The sequence below is a fragment of the Streptomyces sp. NPDC007929 genome (assembly GCF_042959065.1).
Classification (GTDB): Bacteria; Actinomycetota; Actinomycetes; order Streptomycetales; family Streptomycetaceae; genus Streptomyces.
The window spans coordinates 35,764-51,318 of sequence record NZ_JBIBKD010000003.1 but is presented as its reverse complement, the minus strand read 5'-3'; the positions used below and the strand labels follow the sequence as shown (position 1 = coordinate 51,318).

Annotated in this window: 16 protein-coding genes; 9 read left to right on the top strand and 7 right to left on the bottom strand. The window is 71.1% G+C overall.

Annotated elements, in window-relative coordinates:
- Window positions 1-11 precede the first annotated feature (11 nt).
- The 4 genes from ACFZDE_RS09765 to ACFZDE_RS09750 all read right to left on the bottom strand — a co-directional run bounded on the left by ACFZDE_RS09765 (window position 12) and on the right by ACFZDE_RS09750 (window position 4,055).
- Complete coding sequence (locus ACFZDE_RS09765) at window positions 12-1,424, bottom strand: ATP-binding protein (protein ID WP_391199049.1); 1,413 nt, start codon at window positions 1,422-1,424, stop codon at window positions 12-14.
- A complete protein-coding gene (locus ACFZDE_RS09760) occupies window positions 1,425-2,144 on the bottom strand; it encodes a response regulator (protein ID WP_391199046.1) in 720 nt (239 codons plus the stop codon).
- Between the two features lie 116 nt (window positions 2,145-2,260).
- Entirely contained in the window at window positions 2,261-3,337 is a 1,077-nt protein-coding gene (locus tag ACFZDE_RS09755) for a CE1758 family FMN-dependent luciferase-like monooxygenase (RefSeq protein ID WP_390992528.1), read from the bottom strand.
- A gap of 127 nt (window positions 3,338-3,464) precedes the next feature.
- A complete protein-coding gene (locus ACFZDE_RS09750; RefSeq protein ID WP_391199044.1) occupies window positions 3,465-4,055 on the bottom strand; it encodes a TIGR03086 family metal-binding protein in 591 nt (196 codons plus the stop codon).
- Window positions 4,056-4,117: 62 nt separating this feature from the next.
- On the opposite strand from ACFZDE_RS09750, the gene ACFZDE_RS09745 reads away from it, so the two are divergent.
- Window positions 4,118-4,951, top strand: coding sequence for a DUF6597 domain-containing transcriptional factor (locus ACFZDE_RS09745; RefSeq protein WP_391199043.1), 834 nt, complete (start codon window positions 4,118-4,120; stop codon window positions 4,949-4,951).
- 12 nt (window positions 4,952-4,963) lie between these two features.
- On the opposite strand, the gene ACFZDE_RS09740 is transcribed toward ACFZDE_RS09745, so the two are convergent.
- Window positions 4,964-5,854 carry a zinc-binding dehydrogenase gene (locus ACFZDE_RS09740; RefSeq protein WP_391199041.1) on the bottom strand — a complete coding sequence of 297 codons (891 nt, stop codon included), beginning with the start codon at window positions 5,852-5,854 and terminating at the stop codon, window positions 4,964-4,966.
- A 124-nt stretch (window positions 5,855-5,978) separates the two neighbouring features.
- On the opposite strand from ACFZDE_RS09740, the gene ACFZDE_RS09735 reads away from it, so the two are divergent.
- Entirely contained in the window at window positions 5,979-6,386 is a 408-nt protein-coding gene (locus ACFZDE_RS09735) for a winged helix-turn-helix transcriptional regulator (protein ID WP_390992516.1), read from the top strand.
- Window positions 6,387-6,430: 44 nt separating this feature from the next.
- A complete protein-coding gene (locus ACFZDE_RS09730) occupies window positions 6,431-6,766 on the top strand; it encodes a YnfA family protein (protein ID WP_030840287.1) in 336 nt (111 codons plus the stop codon).
- 22 nt (window positions 6,767-6,788) lie between these two features.
- Here the strand turns inward: ACFZDE_RS09730 and ACFZDE_RS09725 are convergent, their stop codons facing one another.
- Window positions 6,789-7,226 carry a nuclear transport factor 2 family protein gene (locus ACFZDE_RS09725; protein WP_390992510.1) on the bottom strand — a complete coding sequence of 146 codons (438 nt, stop codon included), beginning with the start codon at window positions 7,224-7,226 and terminating at the stop codon, window positions 6,789-6,791.
- 140 nt (window positions 7,227-7,366) lie between these two features.
- Between ACFZDE_RS09725 and ACFZDE_RS09720 the strand changes: the two genes are divergently transcribed.
- The gene (locus ACFZDE_RS09720) at window positions 7,367-8,143 is read left to right on the top strand and encodes an SDR family NAD(P)-dependent oxidoreductase (RefSeq protein ID WP_391199038.1); all 777 of its coding nucleotides are present in this window, start codon (window positions 7,367-7,369) and stop codon (window positions 8,141-8,143) included.
- A 6-nt stretch (window positions 8,144-8,149) separates the two neighbouring features.
- Here the strand turns inward: ACFZDE_RS09720 and ACFZDE_RS09715 are convergent, their stop codons facing one another.
- Window positions 8,150-9,343 carry an RtcB family protein gene (locus tag ACFZDE_RS09715; RefSeq protein ID WP_391199036.1) on the bottom strand — a complete coding sequence of 398 codons (1,194 nt, stop codon included), beginning with the start codon at window positions 9,341-9,343 and terminating at the stop codon, window positions 8,150-8,152.
- Window positions 9,344-9,514: 171 nt separating this feature from the next.
- Here ACFZDE_RS09715 and ACFZDE_RS09710 point away from each other — a divergent pair, with 171 nt between their 5' ends.
- The 5 genes from ACFZDE_RS09710 to ACFZDE_RS09690 all read left to right on the top strand — a co-directional run bounded on the left by ACFZDE_RS09710 (window position 9,515) and on the right by ACFZDE_RS09690 (window position 15,521).
- Window positions 9,515-10,333, top strand: coding sequence for a DUF3558 domain-containing protein (locus ACFZDE_RS09710; RefSeq protein ID WP_391199034.1), 819 nt, complete (start codon window positions 9,515-9,517; stop codon window positions 10,331-10,333).
- Window positions 10,334-10,467: 134 nt separating this feature from the next.
- Complete coding sequence (locus ACFZDE_RS09705) at window positions 10,468-11,370, top strand: DUF3558 family protein (protein ID WP_390992499.1); 903 nt, start codon at window positions 10,468-10,470, stop codon at window positions 11,368-11,370.
- A gap of 115 nt (window positions 11,371-11,485) precedes the next feature.
- Complete coding sequence (locus ACFZDE_RS09700) at window positions 11,486-12,784, top strand: DUF2637 domain-containing protein (RefSeq protein ID WP_391199031.1); 1,299 nt, start codon at window positions 11,486-11,488, stop codon at window positions 12,782-12,784.
- Between the two features lie 326 nt (window positions 12,785-13,110).
- Window positions 13,111-14,373, top strand: a complete 1,263-nt coding sequence (locus ACFZDE_RS09695; RefSeq protein ID WP_391199029.1) for an ATP-grasp domain-containing protein — start codon at window positions 13,111-13,113, stop codon at window positions 14,371-14,373.
- Entirely contained in the window at window positions 14,370-15,521 is a 1,152-nt protein-coding gene (locus ACFZDE_RS09690) for an MFS transporter (protein WP_390992492.1), read from the top strand. Before ACFZDE_RS09695 ends, ACFZDE_RS09690 begins: the two co-directional genes overlap by 4 nt.
- Window positions 15,522-15,555 lie beyond the last annotated feature (34 nt).

The following is a 15,555-nucleotide window of genomic DNA, read 5'->3' as shown; positions in this document are numbered from 1 at the left end:
GGCGGCGCCGGTCACGCTCCCCCGCCCACCGTGAAGCCGATCACCGTCCCGCCGCCCTCCCGCCGGTGGGCGAACGGCGCTCCCCCGTGCGCGAGGGCCACCTCGCGGACGATGGAGAGGCCGAGGCCGGAGCCCGGCAGGGAGCGGGCGTCGGCGGCGCGGTAGAAGCGGTCGAAGACACGGGCGAGGTCGTGATCGGTGATGCCCGGGCCGCGGTCCAGGACCTCGACCCGGATGGTGCCGGGCCGGGCGGGCCCGGCGACGACGACCTCGACGGGTGACCGGCCGCCCTGGTCGAACTTCACCGCGTTCTCGACGAGGTTGGACAGGGCCCGGGTCAGCATCCCGGGCCGCCCGTCGGTCGTGGTGTCGCCGCTCGCGCGCAGCCGGATCTCCCGGCCGCTGCGGCGCCGCGCCACCCCCACCACCTCCTCGGCGATGTCGGCGAGGTCCACACGGCGCGGCGGTTCGGTGTCGGACTGCCCGGCCGCGAGGTCCACCAGCTCGTTGACCAGGTCGGTCAGCTCGCGCGCCTCCTGGCCCAGATCCGCGACCAGTTCATCGCGGGCCTTCGGCGGGAGTTCGTCGATGCGGCGCAGCAGGGAAATGTTCGTACGCAGCGAGGTCAGCGGGGTGCGCAGTTCGTGGCCCGCGTCCTGGACCAGGCGGCGCTGGTCCTCCTCGGACTGGGCGAGCCGGCCCAGCATGCGGTCGAAGGCCCGGCCGAGCCGTCCCACCTCGTCATGACCGGCCACCGGCACCTGGATGCCCAGCCTGCGGGTGCGGGCGACGTCCTCGGCGGCGTCGGTGAGCACCACCAGGCGGCGGGTGATCCGCCGGGCCAGCCACCAGCCGAACAGCCCGGCGCCGACCACCACGGCCGCCATCAGCAGCAGCGTTCGCTGCTGGAGCGCCCGCAGCAGGTCCTCGACGTCGCTGAACTCCTGCGCGACCTGCACCGCGCCCCGCCCGCCGCCCAGCGAGACGGTGGCGACGCGGTAGACGTCGCTGCCCACGTCGACGTCCTTGTGCACGACCACCTGCCCGGACGGCCGCTCGGCGGCGATCCGCGCGTCGGCGCCGGTGACCGGCAGCCCCGGGCTGCCCGCGTCGACGACGTGCCCGTCCGGGCCGAGCACCTGCACATCGGTGCGGGCGGGGCGGACGAGGTCGTGGCCGGGCGCGGCGGACGAGAAGTCGCCGGGCGTCATGTGATTCTGCCGCACCTCGTCGCGCAGGTCCTGCACGACCTCGTCGAACACCGTCTGCTGGTCCACCCGCACCAGCCGGGCGGCGGCGCTGTAGGACAGGATGCCGACCAGGATCGTCACGGCCGCCGTGACCGCCGCGAACGACACGGCGAACGTGGTGCGCAGGGAGACCAGTCTGGGCCGCCGCCCGGCCGGCAGGCGCAGGCGGGCCACTCAGTCCTCCCGCAGCACGTAACCCACGCCGCGCACCGTGTGGATCAGCTGGGGGGCGCCCGGCTCGTCGAGCTTGCGGCGCAGGTAGCCGACGTAGACGGCGAGGTTCTTCGAGCCGGGCCCGAAGTCGTAGCCCCAGATGCGGTCGTAGATCGTGGAGTGGTCGAGGACGATGCCGGCGTTGCGCACGAGCAGTTCCAGCAGTTCGAACTCGGTGCGGGTCAGTTCCAGTTCGCGTGGGCCGCGCCAGGCCCGGCGTGCCTGCGGGTCCATGCGGATGCCGGCCGCCTCGATGAACCGCTCCGGGAGCGCCCGGGGCGCCTCGGCCACGGGAGGGCCCGCGGCCTCCACGGGGCTGACGCGGCGCAGCAGGGCGCGCAGCCGGGCGAAGACCTCCTCCACGTCGAAGGGCTTGACCACGTAGTCGTCGGCGCCCGCGTCCAGCCCGGCGATCCGGTCGGCGGTCTCGACGAGGGCCGTCAGCATCAGCACCGGTGTGCGGTCGCCCTCGGCGCGCAGCACCCGGCACACCTGGAGCCCGTCGATGCCGGGCATCATCACGTCCAGCAGGAGCACGTCCGGGCGGTTGCGGTGGGCCTGCGCGAGTGCCTCGACACCGTCGGCGACCGCCATGACCTGGTAGCCCTCCAGGGTCAGGGCACGCTCCAGGGCGTTGCGGATGGCGCGGTCGTCTTCGGCGAGCAGCACGGTATGGGGCACGCGTCCAGTGTGCCAAGCCGCCCGGCTCCCCAGGCGGTGTGCGCTGCGCCGGGGCGTCCTTCTTACTCCCCTCTCACCGGGGCGGGGCGGCCCGCCGGGCGGGTCCTACCGTCCGCTCACCGCCGGTCGCGGGCGAGGAGGGAGGCGTGCGTGGGGGCGTCCGGCACGTCCGCCGGGCGGTCGACGGCGAACTCCTTGCGCAGCACCGGTACGACCTCTTCGCCCAGCAGGTCGATCTGCTCCAGCACGGTCTTCAGCGGCAGCCCGGCGTGGTCGATGAGGAACAGCTGGCGCTGGTAGTCGCCGGCGTACTCGCGGAAGGCCAGGGTCTTCTCGACGACCTGCTCGGGGGTGCCGACGGTCAGCGGGGTCTGCGCCGTGAAGTCCTCCAGCGACGGCCCGTTCCCGTACACCGGCGCGACGTCGAAGTAGGGCCGGAACTCGCGCACCGCGTCCTGGGAGTTCTTCCGCATGAACACGTGCCCGCCGAGTCCGACGATCGCCTGCTCGGGGGTGCCGTGCCCGTGGTGGGCGTAGCGCTCGCGGTAGAGCTCGACCATGCGCCTGGTGTGGTCGGCCGGCCAGAAGATGTTGTTGTGGAAGAAGCCGTCGCCGTAGTACGCGGCCTGCTCGGCGATCTCCGGGGAGCGGATCGAGCCGTGCCAGACGAACGGGGGTACGCCGTCGAGCGGGCGGGGTGTGGCCGTGAAGCCTTGCAGGGGCGTGCGGAACGTGCCCTCCCAGTCGACAACGTCCTCGCGCCACAGGCGGCGGAGCAGGGCGTAGTTCTCGAGGGCGAGGTTGATGCCCTGCCGGATGTCCTGGCCGAACCAGGGGTAGACCGGGCCGGTGTTCCCGCGGCCCAGCATCAGGTCGACCCGGCCGTCGGCGAGGTGCTGGAGCATCGCGAAGTCCTCGGCGATCTTCACCGGGTCGTTGGTGGTGATCAGGGTGGTGGCCGTGGAGAGGATCAGCCGCTCGGTGCGGGCCGCGATGTAGCCGAGCATCGTGGTGGGGGACGAGGGCACGAAGGGCGGGTTGTGGTGCTCGCCGGTCGCGAAGACGTCGAGCCCGACCTCCTCGGCCTTCAGCGCGATGGCGACCATGGCCTTGATCCGCTCGCGCTCGGTCGGTGTCCGGCCGGTGGTGGGGTCGGGCGTGACGTCGCCGACGCTGAAGATCCCGAACTGCATGGTCGCTCACCCTCCAGGTAGTTTACGCTTCAACCATACCCGGAGAACGACAGCCGGCCGGTGGCTATTCCCGCGCGGCCCGGCTGATGCACCCCTCCCAGCGGGGTGCGGCCGGTCCGCTGCCCCCCTACCCCCAGCCCGGATCCCGCCCCGTGCGTGCCAGCAGTCGGTCGAACACCGGCGTGTCGGCCCCCTCCGGCAGTGGGTCCCCGAACATGCCCATCTTCCGAGCCGTCGGCGCCAGCTCGGCCACCGCGGCCGTCAGCTCCGCCACGACCGCCTCGTCGGCCCCCGGGAAGTCCTGGCCCGTCGCCCGCGCCAGGTCCCACACGTGGACCGTCAGGTCGAGCAGCGCCATCGAGCCCACCAGCCGCGCAGGCATGTCCATAGCCCCGGTCGTGCCCTCCTCGGCGCCCGGCGCCGACCAGGCCGCCACCAGCCGGTCCGCCTCCCGCGCGAACCGCTCACGCCAGCCGGGGTCCGACGCGACCACACCGGGCGTCTCCCCGAAGTCCGCCGCCTCCTTCTCGGCCAGCCGCTGGAACTGCACGACCACCTGGAAGAGGTGATCGACCAGGGCGCGCACGTCGTACTCGGCGCAGGGCGTGGGAGCGGTCAGCGCCGTATCCGGAATGCCCCGCACCACCGGCACCGCCCGCTCCCTCGCCAGCGCCAGCAGCTCACCGATGCCGTGGGTCCTCACCATGTTCGTGTCCATGCCCCGACCGTAGGCAGGCGGAAGGCTGCCCCTCTTGAACAAACGCGACGTACGATCCGGCCATGGAGGCACCCCGCCACGACACCCGCGGGATCGTCGACCCGTCCGGACTGCTCGACCGCGTCCGATTCCGCCGCCACGAGCCCGCCGAGCCCCTGCGCCGGTACGTCGAGTGGTACTGGCTCATCGACTGGGACCTGCCCGCGCCCTACGCCTCCCACATCGTCCCGCACCCGTCCGTCAACCTCACCTTCCAGTGGGACGAGGCCGACGGACCGCCCTACGCCGAGCTCACCGGCGTCGCCCTCGACCTCTACACGAGGAAGCTGACCGGACGGGGCCGCGTCTGCGGGGTGAAGTTCCGCCCCGGCGGCTTCGGCCCCTGCACCCCCGGCGTGCCCGTCTCCCGGTGGACGGGCCGCGCGCTGCCCGCCCAGGAGGTCTTCCCGCAGATCACCGGCGACACCGCCCGCTCAGTCGTCACCCCCGCCGGCGACCGCGCCCGGGTCACCGCCCTGGACGCCTTCCTGCTCGCCCTCCCCCACGACCCGGACCCGCAGGCCGACCTCGCGGTCGACCTCGTCGGGCGCATCCGCGCCGACCGCACCGTACGCCGCGTCGGCGACTTCGCCCGCGCCGAGGGCCTGTCGGTGCGGGCCCTGCAACGGCTGTTCGCCACCCAGGTCGGCGTGAGCCCCAAGTGGGTCATCCTCCGCTACCGCATCCACGAGGCCCTGGAACAGGCCGGCACCCGCGACGACATCGACTGGGCCGCCCTCGCCGCCGACCTCGGCTACGCCGACCAGGCCCACCTCGTACGGGACTTCACGGCGACGGTGGGCGTACCGCCCACGGCGTACGCGGCGGAGACCCGGGCCGGACGCGCCGAGCCCTAGGAGCTTCAACGCTCAGGGCACGAGCACCAGCCGGCCCCGCACACCGCCCCCGTCCAGCCGGGCGTGTGCCTTCGCCGCGTCCTCCAGGGCGAACGTCTCCGCCACCCGTGTCGTCAGCACCCCCTCGTCCACCAGCCGCACCAGCTCCGCGAGCCGCGCACCGTCGGCGCTCACCTCGACCGCGCCGGTCCGCACCCCCCGCACGGAACCGGGCTCGGCCTGCGGGATGACGCCGATGTACCGGCCCCCGTCCCGCACCGCCGCCAGAGCCGGCGCACCGAGGACGGCGGCGTCCAGCACCGCGTCGAAGCCCCCGTCCGCGACCACGCCACTGACGAAACCCGTCGCCCCCAGCGACCGCACGAACGCCTCGTCGCCCTCGCGCGCCAGCCCGGTCACCGGTATCCCCCGGTGCGCGGCGAGCTGGACCGCGTAGCCGCCGACCGCCCCCGCCGCACCCGTCACCAGCAGCGACTCACCCGGCGCGAGCTCCAGCCGGTCCAGGGCCTGCGCGGCCGTCAGGGCGTTCAGCGGCAGGGTCGCCGCCCGCACGGCGTCCACCGTGGCGGGCGCGAGGGCCGCGGCGCCGGTGTCCACGACGACGTACTCGGCATGTGTGCCCAGCGGCTTGACCATGCCGTAGTCCAGGGCCACCACCTCGTCCCCCACGCTCCACGAACCGGCCACCCCCACCGCGTCCACCGTCCCGGCCACGTCCCAGCCCAGTCCGATCCGCTTGCCCGCGCCCCCGAAGACACCGGCCCGCACCCCCGCGTCCACGGGGTTCAGCGTGGCCGCCGCGACCTTGATCCGCACCTGCCGCGCACCGGGCTCCGGCACCTCGGTCTCCACGACCTCCACGACGTCCGGCCCACCGAACGAATTCACCACTACCGCACGCACAGCGACGCTCCTCGGATTGTCGGTACGGGGACGTTGTCCGTCCCCTGCCCCGCAACCCTAGGAAGAGTTACTATCCATGGGTAAGTAGTTACCTGCGAGTGCGTATGTACCCCGGAGGTGAGCCATGGCCACCACGACGGCCGCCCAGCGGCGCGAACAGGCCCGCGTCGAGTACGACGCGTTCCTCAAGAGCTGCCCCACCAACCAGCTCCTGGACCGCATCAGCGACAAGTGGGTCAGCCTGGTCGTCTCCGCCCTCGCCCCGGGCCCCCTCCGCTACAGCGACCTCGGCCGCAAGATCGCCGGCGTCAGCCCCAAGATGCTCACCCAGACCCTGCGCTCCCTGGAACGCGACGGCCTGCTCACCCGCACGGTCACCCCGTCCGTCCCGGTCCGCGTCGACTACACCCTCACGCCCCTGGGCCAGAATCTCGCCCACCTGCTGACCGCCGTGAAGGACTGGGCCGAGAACCACTTCGACGAGGTCAGAAACGCCCGCGAGCGCTACGACGCCGAGTCCGCCGACGCCTGACACCGGCCCCACGCGGCCCTGCCGCGCATGCGAAGCTGATCGCCATGTCCGTGCTCCGCTCCGCCGCCCTCTTCGTCCTCGCCGCGCTGCTCGAGATCGGCGGCGCCTGGCTCGTCTGGCAGGGCGTACGGGAGAACAAGGGCTGGCTCTGGGCGGCCGGCGGCGTCCTCGCGCTCGGCGCCTACGGCTTCGTCGCGACCTTCCAGCCCGACGCCCACTTCGGCCGCGTCCTCGCCGCGTACGGCGGGATCTTCGTCGCCGGTTCGATCCTGTGGGGCGTGGTCGCGGACGGCTACCGCCCGGACCGCTGGGACATCACGGGCGCGCTGGTCTGCCTGGCCGGCATGGCCGTCATCATGTACGCCCCGCGCGGGAACTGACCCCGCCCCCCGGGCCCGCCGCTCAGAACGGCTCGTCGGGCGGCAGCAGGCCCAACTGCCCCAGGAAGTCCATCTCGTCGAAGTACAGCCGGTAGTCGACGATGCGCCCGTCCCGCACGGTGGCGATGTCCACCCCGCGGATCCGGATCTCCTTCTGCGTCGGCGGCAGCGTCTCCCCGTTGGGCAGCTCCAGCGGCCCGGTGTTGCGGCCGCGGTAGATCCCCTCGTCGATGGCCGTGTCCCCGGCCTCGTAGGAGTGCAGCACCTCGAACGTCGCCCCGGGCACCGCTTCGGTCATCGTCCGCCAGTACGCGACGATCGACTCCCGCCCGCGCAGCTCCCCCTCGTCGGGGGTGAAGGCGACCGCGTCCTCGGCGTAGAGCTCGCCGACGGCCTTCAAGTCGGTGTGTGCGGTGACCGCGTCCGTGAGCCGGTCCATGACCTCACGAGCCTCACCCATGATCCACCTCCGTCGGAACAGGGGATCACCCGACCTCATTCTCCCACCGAAATCGTCCCGCCGAAGGGCCCGCCTATCCTGGCCGCGGGCCCCGCGCGGACGCCGGGCCCGCCCACGCCCGAGGACCCGAGGAGCACCCCATGGCCACCGCCGCCCCGCCCGCAGCCTCCCGCATCGCCGTCGTGACGGGTGCGAGCAGCGGGATCGGCGCCGCCACGGCCCGGCAGCTCGCCGCGGCGGGCTACCGCGTCGTCCTCACCGCGCGCCGCAAGGACCGCATCGAGGCCCTGGCCGAGGAGATCACCGCGGCGGGCCACCAGGCCACGGCGTACGCCCTCGACGTCACCGACCGCGCCGCGGTCGACGAGTTCGCCACGGCGTTCCGGACGATCGGCGTGCTGGTCAACAACGCGGGCGGCGCACTCGGCGCCGACCCCGTCGCCACCGGCGACCCCGCCGACTGGCGGCGGATGTACGAGACGAACGTCATCGGCACCCTCAACCTCACCCAGGCCCTGCTGCCCAAGCTGATCGCGAGCGGCGACGGCACGGTCGTGGTCGTCTCCTCCACCGCGGGCCACGGCACCTACGAGGGCGGCGGAGGCTACGTCGCCGCCAAGCACGGCTCCCACGTCCTCGCCGAGACCCTGCGCCTGGAGATCGTCGGACAGCCGGTCCGGGTCATCGAGATCGCCCCCGGCATGGTCAAGACGGACGAGTTCGCCCTGACCCGCTTCGGCGGCGACGAGGAGAAGGCCGCCAAGGTCTACCAGGGCGTCGCCGAACCCCTCACGGCAGACGACGTGGCCGACACGATCACCTGGGCGATCACCCGCCCCGCCCACGTCAACGTCGACCTCCTGATCCTGCGCCCCCGAGCCCAGGCCTCCAATACGAAGGTGCACCGGGAGCGGTAGAGCCGGTCAGCCCTTCACGCAGACGACCTGCTTGAGCTTCGCGACGACCTCGACCAGGTCGCGCTGCTGGTCGATGACCTGCTCGATCGGCTTGTAGGCGCCGGGGATCTCGTCGACGACCCCGGAGTCCTTGCGGCACTCCACGCCCTGGGTCTGCTGCTCCAGGTCCTTCGTGGTGAACCGGCGCTTGGCCGCGTTACGGCTCATGCGCCGGCCCGCGCCGTGCGAGGCCGAGTTGAAGGACTTGGCGTTGCCGAGGCCCTTCACGATGTACGAACCCGTGCCCATCGAGCCGGGGATGATCCCGTACTCGCCGGAGCCGGCCCGGATCGCGCCCTTGCGGGTCACGAGCAGGTCCATCCCGTCGTAGCGCTCCTCGGCCACATAGTTGTGGTGCGCGCTGATCTCCGGCTCGAAGACCGGCTTGGCCTTCTTGAACTCCTTGCGGATCACGTCCTTCAGGAGCGCCATCATGATCGAGCGGTTGTACTTCGCGTACTCCTGCGCCCAGAACAAATCGTTGCGGTACGCCGCCATCTGCGGGGTGTCCGCGACGAACACCGCGAGGTCGCGGTCGACCAGACCATGGTTGTGCGGGAGCTTCTGCGCCACGCCGATGTGATGCTCGGCCAGCTCCTTGCCGATGTTCCGGGAACCGGAGTGCAACGTGAGCCACACCGAGCCCACGGAATCGAACAACAGTTCGATGTAGTGATTGCCTCCGCCGAGCGTTCCCATCTGCTTGGTGGCGCGCTCCTGGCGGAACCTGACCGCCTCCGCCACCCCGTCGAACCGCGACCAGAAGTCGTTCCACCCGGCCGTCGCCAGCCCGTGGAAGCGCCCCGGGTCGACCGCCTCGCCGTGCATCCCGCGGCCCACCGGGATCACCTGCTCGATCCGCGAGCGCAGCCGGGACAGGTCGCCGGGCAGGTCGTTGGCCGTCAGGGACGTCTTCACCGCCGACATGCCGCAGCCGATGTCGACCCCCACCGCCGCCGGGCACACCGCACCCCGCATCGCGATGACCGAGCCGACCGTCGCGCCCTTGCCGTAGTGCACGTCGGGCATGACCGCGAGGCCCTTGATCCAGGGCAGGGTCGCCACGTTCCGCAGCTGCTGGAGCGCGCCCTCCTCGACCGAGGCCGGGTCGGTCCACATCCGGATCGGCACCTTCGCGCCCGGTATCTCTACATACGACATAACACCCTCGATCCCCCGAAAACGAACAGAAGTCTTCAACAGCAAATACCGGAGCCAAGGTCGACGAAAGGGAAATCGGACCGGCGTTCACGGCAGTGCGTGCGATAGACATTGTGTTCATCGCCCGGCCTGGGGCGGCAAGCCAATATCCGTGTCGAGAGGGGCCACCACGTGCAACGGAAGGCGTACGCACCCGGTATCGCCGTGCTCCTCGCGGCGGTCCTGGCCGGCTGCACCGGCGGCTCGGGCGACGACGGCACGACGGACGGCTCCAACCCGGGCGACACCGGCACGGCCTCCCCCGCCGCCGAGCCCGGCCGCTACCGCACCCTCCCCGAACCCTGCACGGAGGTCAGCGAGAGCACGCTCGACGAACTCCTCCCGGGCATCCGGGGAATCGGCGACGAGGAGCAGCGCGAGAAGGCCTACGAGGGCGAGCCCACGACCACGTTCGACACCGACCGCAAGGTGGGCTGCCGCTGGAAGGTGGACTCCCCGCAGGCCACCGACCATCTGCTGATCGATTTCGAGCGGGTCGTCTCGTACGACAACGCCGTGAGCGACGACGACCAGGCCGAGCAGCTGTTCGCGGAGCGTGAGGCCGCGGCCCACCTGCCGGTGCCGACCGCGACCGATACGGCGTCCGGCGGGGGCACTCCGCCGGACGGTGCGAGCGCGTCCGCGAGCGGCTCGGGGTCCCCGTCCGGCTCCTCCTCGCCCTCGGCGTCCCCGTCCGTCGCTCCGAGCGAGTTGCAGCCCCGGGTGCTGGAGGACCTCGGCGACGAGGCGTTCCTCGACGACGGGCTGAGCAGTTCCGGTTCGACAGCCAAGCAGCGGACGGTGACTGTGGCGTTCCGCACGTCCAATGTGATCGTGACGATCGAGTACGCGGAGCAGCCGGCGACCGTCGGCGTCGTCCCGGACAGCAAGGAAATGCAGGACAGGGCGCAGAAACTGGCCTCCCAGCTGGCTGATTCGCTGAGCGACTGAGCCGCTTTCACGGCCTCTTCACGGGCACCCGCAAAGCACCCGAAGGAAGAACACACCGCTGTCTCACCGCGTACGGTGACCACTCGGACCCGTTCCGACCGCAGGGAACCACGAGCGTCATGAGTGAAGGAACCATGCAGCGACGAGAAGAGCGAGAGCAGCGAGACACGCGAGCGAAGCGCCTGAACCGCGTCCTTGTCTGCGCGGCCGCCGTCCCCGTGATGCTGGTCGCCGCCGGCTGCTCCTCGGACTCCGGCTCCGGCGACAGCAAGGACGGGGCGGCGAAGGCCGCCGCGTCGGCGTCGGCGAGCCCGTCACCGACGGTGGAGGCGGCGGCGTACGGCAAGCTGCCGGAGTCGTGCAAGGTGCTCTCGAAGAAGACGCTGAAGGACCTCGTCCCGAAGAGCAAGTCGGGCAAGGAGGGCAAGTCGGACGATATCTCCACCCGGGCGAGCTGCTCCTGGAACAGCCTCGACAACAACGGCGTGAAGGGCTCGCAGTTCCGCTGGCTGAACGTGTCGATGCTGCGTTTCGAGTCGGACGTCACCCGTGGCCCGGCCGACAAGCAGGCGCAGGAGTACTTCGAGAAGCAGGTGCAGGAGGCCCAGGCCGTCGAGGGCGCGAAGAGCGTCAAGACGGAGGCAGTCACGGGTACGGGTGACCGGGCGACGGCCGTGCACTACGACCTGAAGAAGAAGGAAGGCACCTTCAAGCAGCAGACGGTCGTGGCGCGCGTGGAGAACGTCGTGGTCACGCTCGACTACAACGGCGCGGGTCTGGCCGGTGACAAGACGCCGAGCGGTTCCGACCTCCTGAAGGACGCGAAGAACGCCGTCAAGGAGGCCGTGGACGCGGTGTCCGAGGCGAACGGCGTGGGTGGCGGCAAGGCGGGCGGCACCCCGTCCAAGTCCGCGTCGAAGTCGCCCTCCAAGTCCTCCTCGAAGTCGCCGTCGAAGTCCCCGTCCGAGGAGGCCTCGGACGAGCCCTCGAAGGACTCCTCGGACTCGTCGTCGAAGAAGCCCGCGTCGAAGAGCTGAGCATCTCCGTCGGGAACCGGCCACCCGTTCTCCGGACACATGTGCCACCCTGTTGCGCGCAACAACATGCAAGGGGAGGGGAGTACGGGTGGCCGCGCCACTGCAGCTGACTCGGATGCACCGCGTTCTCATCGGCGTGGTCGTGGCCGGTGCCGTGATCATCGCCGGCATCGGCTTCGCCGGTTCGTACGCGGCGGTCCGCGAGTTGGCCCTCAAGAAGGGCTTCGGGAACTTCTCCTACGTCTTCCCGATCGGCATCGACGCGGGCATCTGCGTCCTGCTGGCCCTGGATCTGCTCCTCACCTGGATCAGGATCCCGTTCCCCCTGCTGCGCCAGACGGCGTGGCTGCTGACGGCGGCGACGATCGCCTTCAACGGCGCGGCCGCGTGGCCGGATCCGCTCGGTGTCGGTATGCACGCGGTGATCCCGATCCTGTTCGTGGTCTCCGTCGAGGCGGCCCGGCACGCGATCGGCCGGATCGCGGACATCACGGCCGACAAGCACATGGAGGGCGTCCGCCTCACCCGCTGGATCCTCTCTCCCGTCCCCACGTTCCTCCTGTGGCGCCGTATGAAGCTCTGGGAGCTCCGCTCCTACGAGCAGGTGATCAAGCTGGAGCAGGAGCGGCTGGTCTATCAGGCGCGGTTGCGGTCGCGGTTCGGGCGGTCGTGGCGCCGGAAGGCTCCCGTGGAGTCGCTGATGCCGCTGCGGCTGGCGCGGTACGGGGTGCCGCTGGCGGAGACGGCTCCGGCGGGTCTCGCCGCGGCGGGTATCGAGCCTGCGCTGATCCCGCCGGCTCCCCAGCAGGCGCTGGACGCGGGGGGTCCGGACGCCCGGTCCGGAGGCGGTCCTGCCGCTTCCGCGCAGCCCGCCGCCCGCGGGGCGACGACGCCGCCCGGTGAGCAGCGCCTGGAGCTCGACGGCGCCCCGGCTCCCGCTCCCGAGTTCCTGGACGCGGAGCCCGAACCCGACCAGAGTCCCTGGTTCAACACCCCTCGTGAGGTCGCGTACCAGGGTGGCTACGACCCCGCCTACGACCCGGAGCAGTACGCCCAGTGGTTCGCGGAGCAGCAGCAGGCCGAGCGGTATCTGGAGGACCAGCCGTTCGAGGCGCCGTCCCCGGAGGACACGGGCAGCTTCCCCATTCCGGTGGGGCCGGGCCGTACGCGCGAGCTGGGTGAGGGCGGCGGCACCCCGCCTCCCGGCTCCGCAGCGGTCCCGGAGCCGGACGAGGAGTCGTTCTACCAGGTGTTCAAGCAGTCGATCAACGGCAGCTACCCGACGCCGCGTGAGCTCATGGACAACGTGGAGGCGGAGTTCGGCATCGGTCTGCCGGCGGAGGACGCCAAGCGCATGGTCAACCGCTTCACGAACCGTCACAACGCGGAACTGGAAGAGGACCACATCGCATAGCGGGGTAATTTCGGAGGCATTTGTTCCGTGTCCGGAACCCCGCCCGGCACACGGCTGCGTTCAGGCCATTTCCGAAAACGATCCCTTGCGCGCTCCCGCGCCGCGTGGCTACGATCCTGCGGCGGAAGCGGGGGATCTATGCAGGCAGTTCACTGATACGCCGATAGAGATGACAAGAGTTCGCCGCACAGCTGACTGCGGCGACCCCTCTCGGCGATGAATTGATTCACTTTTATCACCCAACTCCCGGGCGACGATGTCACGTTGCGGCGTCGCATGGCGGGGGAATTCTGGAAGTTGGGGGCGCAGCCATGCAGCCAAATGGAATGCAGCGAAAAGAATACGTACTCCTGCTCGGAGCCGATCAGTATCTCCGGGAAAGAGCCTTCTCGGGCGCGAAAGAGGCCATCGGCCTTCCGGTCTGGGCGGCGTCGCAGGACGCCGTCCGCAGGCTGAACCGCACGTTCGACACCATGCTCTCCGCCGACCCCAAGGACGCGGATTCCCTGCTGCGGGCCATTCGCCGCCATGCGGCCCGGGGCTGGCACCCCCGGGTCGTGGTGCCGCTCAACGACTGGACGGTGGACTCGGCGAACGTCGTGAACCGCACCCTGGGTCTGGGCGGCCTGGACGCCACGGCGGTCACCAACGCCCGCAACAAGCACGCGATGAAGCAGGCGCTCCTGGCGGCCGGTGTGCGCACGCCCCGTTCGCGGCTGGTGCGATCCGAGGAGGAGTTGCTCGACGCGGTCGCGGACCTCGGTCTGCCCGTCGTCGTCAAGCCGTACGACTTCGGCGGCAGCGGCGGTGTCGTCCTGGCCACCACCCGCGAGGAAGCGCTGGCCGCGCTCGCGGAGTCCAAGGACGTCATCGCCCAGTACGGCGCGGCGTTCAACATCCTCGGGGACAAGTACCTGGTGGAGCAGTTCGTCGACTCCGACGACGAGGTGTCCGTGGAGGTGCTCTGCGGCGTGGGACGCGCGCAGGTCCTCGCCGTGACGGAGAAGTACCTGTCCCCGCGCCCCTGGTTCGCCGAGCTCGCCCACCTGGTGCCCAGTCACCGCACGGGCGACGGGGCGCTGACCGACCTCGCCGTGCGGGCCTGTGTCGCGCTGGGCGTCGACCGGGGGCTGGCCCATGTGGAGATCAAGTTCGGTGCGGACGGGACGCCCTGGGTGATCGAGGTGGCGGCCCGCCCGGGCGGCGACGGCATCATGGACCAGGTCGAGCGGGCCTACGAGCTCAACCCCTACCGGCTGCACGTCGGTTCCTACCTGGGGGACGACCTGCTGGACACCGTGGCCGCGGCGGCACCCGTGCGGACATCGGCGATCGCGTTCCTCAAGGCCGCGCCGGGGCGGATCCTGGAGGTGCTGGACGGCAAGCCACTGCCGCCCGAGGTGCGCAGCGTCAACATCGCCGCCCAGCCCGGCGACATCTCCCACGCGGCCAAGAACTGGAGCACCCGCGAAGGTCTCATCGAGCTCGAATGGGACGAGCTGTTCGATGCGAAGACGCCGCTGCCGGTGACGGTGGCCAAGGACCTGGCCGACCAGATCTTCGTGACGGGTGAGGCGGCCGGGGCGTGACGCGGTACACGCTCTGCTCCGGGCTCTACCGATTCTTCAACGGAGTGGTGCTGCTGCTCCTGAACTGGCACATCGCGTCCGCGCAGGGCGGCGGCTACGACGCGCTGGCCGTGTCCACCACGCTGTCCTTCGTCCCGGCCGTCTTCGTCCCCCCGTTGATCCGCTTCACGCCGGTCACCGGCGGGGCCCGGATGACCGCGGCGGGCCTGGCCGGGATCGCCCTGACGCTGCTCGCGATCGCCGCGTGCTGGTCCCAGGTGCAGGCGGTCGTCGCCCTGAACTTCGTGCTGTGGATCTTCTTCTTCTATCTGGAGTCGACCTGGGAGGTCTGGTTCAACGACGAGGCGTCCGGGGTGAGCGGTGAGGCCTTACGCCGGCACAGTTCGCTCACCATGACCGTCAACCAGGTCGCCCTGATGGTCGGTCCGCTGTTCGCCCCGCTGTTCACGCGTCTGATCCGGGCGGAGTGGGTGCTGGTGGTGTGCGCCGGGCTGTTCGCCGTCGTCGCGGTGCTGAGCCTCGGGTCGCACCGCACGGCCGGCGTCACCGAGGAGGCGCCCGAGACGGCCGGGCCGCGGCGCGCGGACGGCGCGGGCCGGCTCTACCTCCTGGCCTTCCTGCTGGTCTGGCCCATCCTGGGGACGTTCAACCTCATGCTGCCGCTGCAAGCCCTCGCCCACGGCCGGAGCATGCTCACCGTCGGCGTCCTGGACATGCTGCTCGGCATCGGAATGGCCGTTGCCGGAACCTTCCTGCACCGTCTGACGAAGAGCGTGGACCTGCGCTGGGTGCTGACGGGGGCCGCCGCCGCGGTGGCCGCGGCGATGGTGCTCTGGGCCGTGGTCCCGGTGTTCGGGGTGGCGCAGATGGTCGCCGTCTTCGCTCTGGGATGCGCCTTCGGTTCGCTGCGCGTACTGCTGCGCGCGGAAGCCGCCGAGAACTTCTCGCCGCGCCAGGTCGGCGCGATCGTGGCCAACGCCAACGCCTGCTCCCTCCTTCTGCTGTCGGCGGTCCTCGCGGGCGGCCGCTTCTTCTCCGCGCAGATCTGGCTGGCGCCGTTCGCGCTGACCCTGCTGTTCGTTCTCTCGTTCCACGCCATTCGCAAGGCCCAGAACAACCGACTCGTACCGGCGGAGGTGTCCGAATGACCGTGCTCACCGATTCCCGAGGCGTTCCGCAACA

Excerpts from the sequence above, each read along its gene's own strand:
- ACFZDE_RS09755 (WP_390992528.1), bottom strand. The coding sequence starts at position 3,337 with ATGCAGTTCGGGATCTTCAGCGTCGGCGACGTCACGCCCGACCCCACC.
- ACFZDE_RS09750 (WP_391199044.1), bottom strand. The coding sequence starts at position 4,055 with ATGGACACGAACATGGTGAGGACCCACGGCATCGGTGAGCTGCTGGCG.
- ACFZDE_RS09745 (WP_391199043.1), top strand. The coding sequence starts at position 4,118 with ATGGAGGCACCCCGCCACGACACCCGCGGGATCGTCGACCCGTCCGGA.
- ACFZDE_RS09735 (WP_390992516.1), top strand. The coding sequence starts at position 5,979 with ATGGCCACCACGACGGCCGCCCAGCGGCGCGAACAGGCCCGCGTCGAG.
- ACFZDE_RS09730 (WP_030840287.1), top strand. The coding sequence starts at position 6,431 with ATGTCCGTGCTCCGCTCCGCCGCCCTCTTCGTCCTCGCCGCGCTGCTC.
- ACFZDE_RS09725 (WP_390992510.1), bottom strand. The coding sequence starts at position 7,226 with ATGGGTGAGGCTCGTGAGGTCATGGACCGGCTCACGGACGCGGTCACC.
- ACFZDE_RS09720 (WP_391199038.1), top strand. The coding sequence starts at position 7,367 with ATGGCCACCGCCGCCCCGCCCGCAGCCTCCCGCATCGCCGTCGTGACG.
- ACFZDE_RS09715 (WP_391199036.1), bottom strand. The coding sequence starts at position 9,343 with ATGTCGTATGTAGAGATACCGGGCGCGAAGGTGCCGATCCGGATGTGG.
- ACFZDE_RS09705 (WP_390992499.1), top strand. The coding sequence starts at position 10,468 with ATGCAGCGACGAGAAGAGCGAGAGCAGCGAGACACGCGAGCGAAGCGC.
- ACFZDE_RS09700 (WP_391199031.1), top strand. The coding sequence starts at position 11,486 with ATGCACCGCGTTCTCATCGGCGTGGTCGTGGCCGGTGCCGTGATCATC.
- ACFZDE_RS09695 (WP_391199029.1), top strand. The coding sequence starts at position 13,111 with ATGCAGCGAAAAGAATACGTACTCCTGCTCGGAGCCGATCAGTATCTC.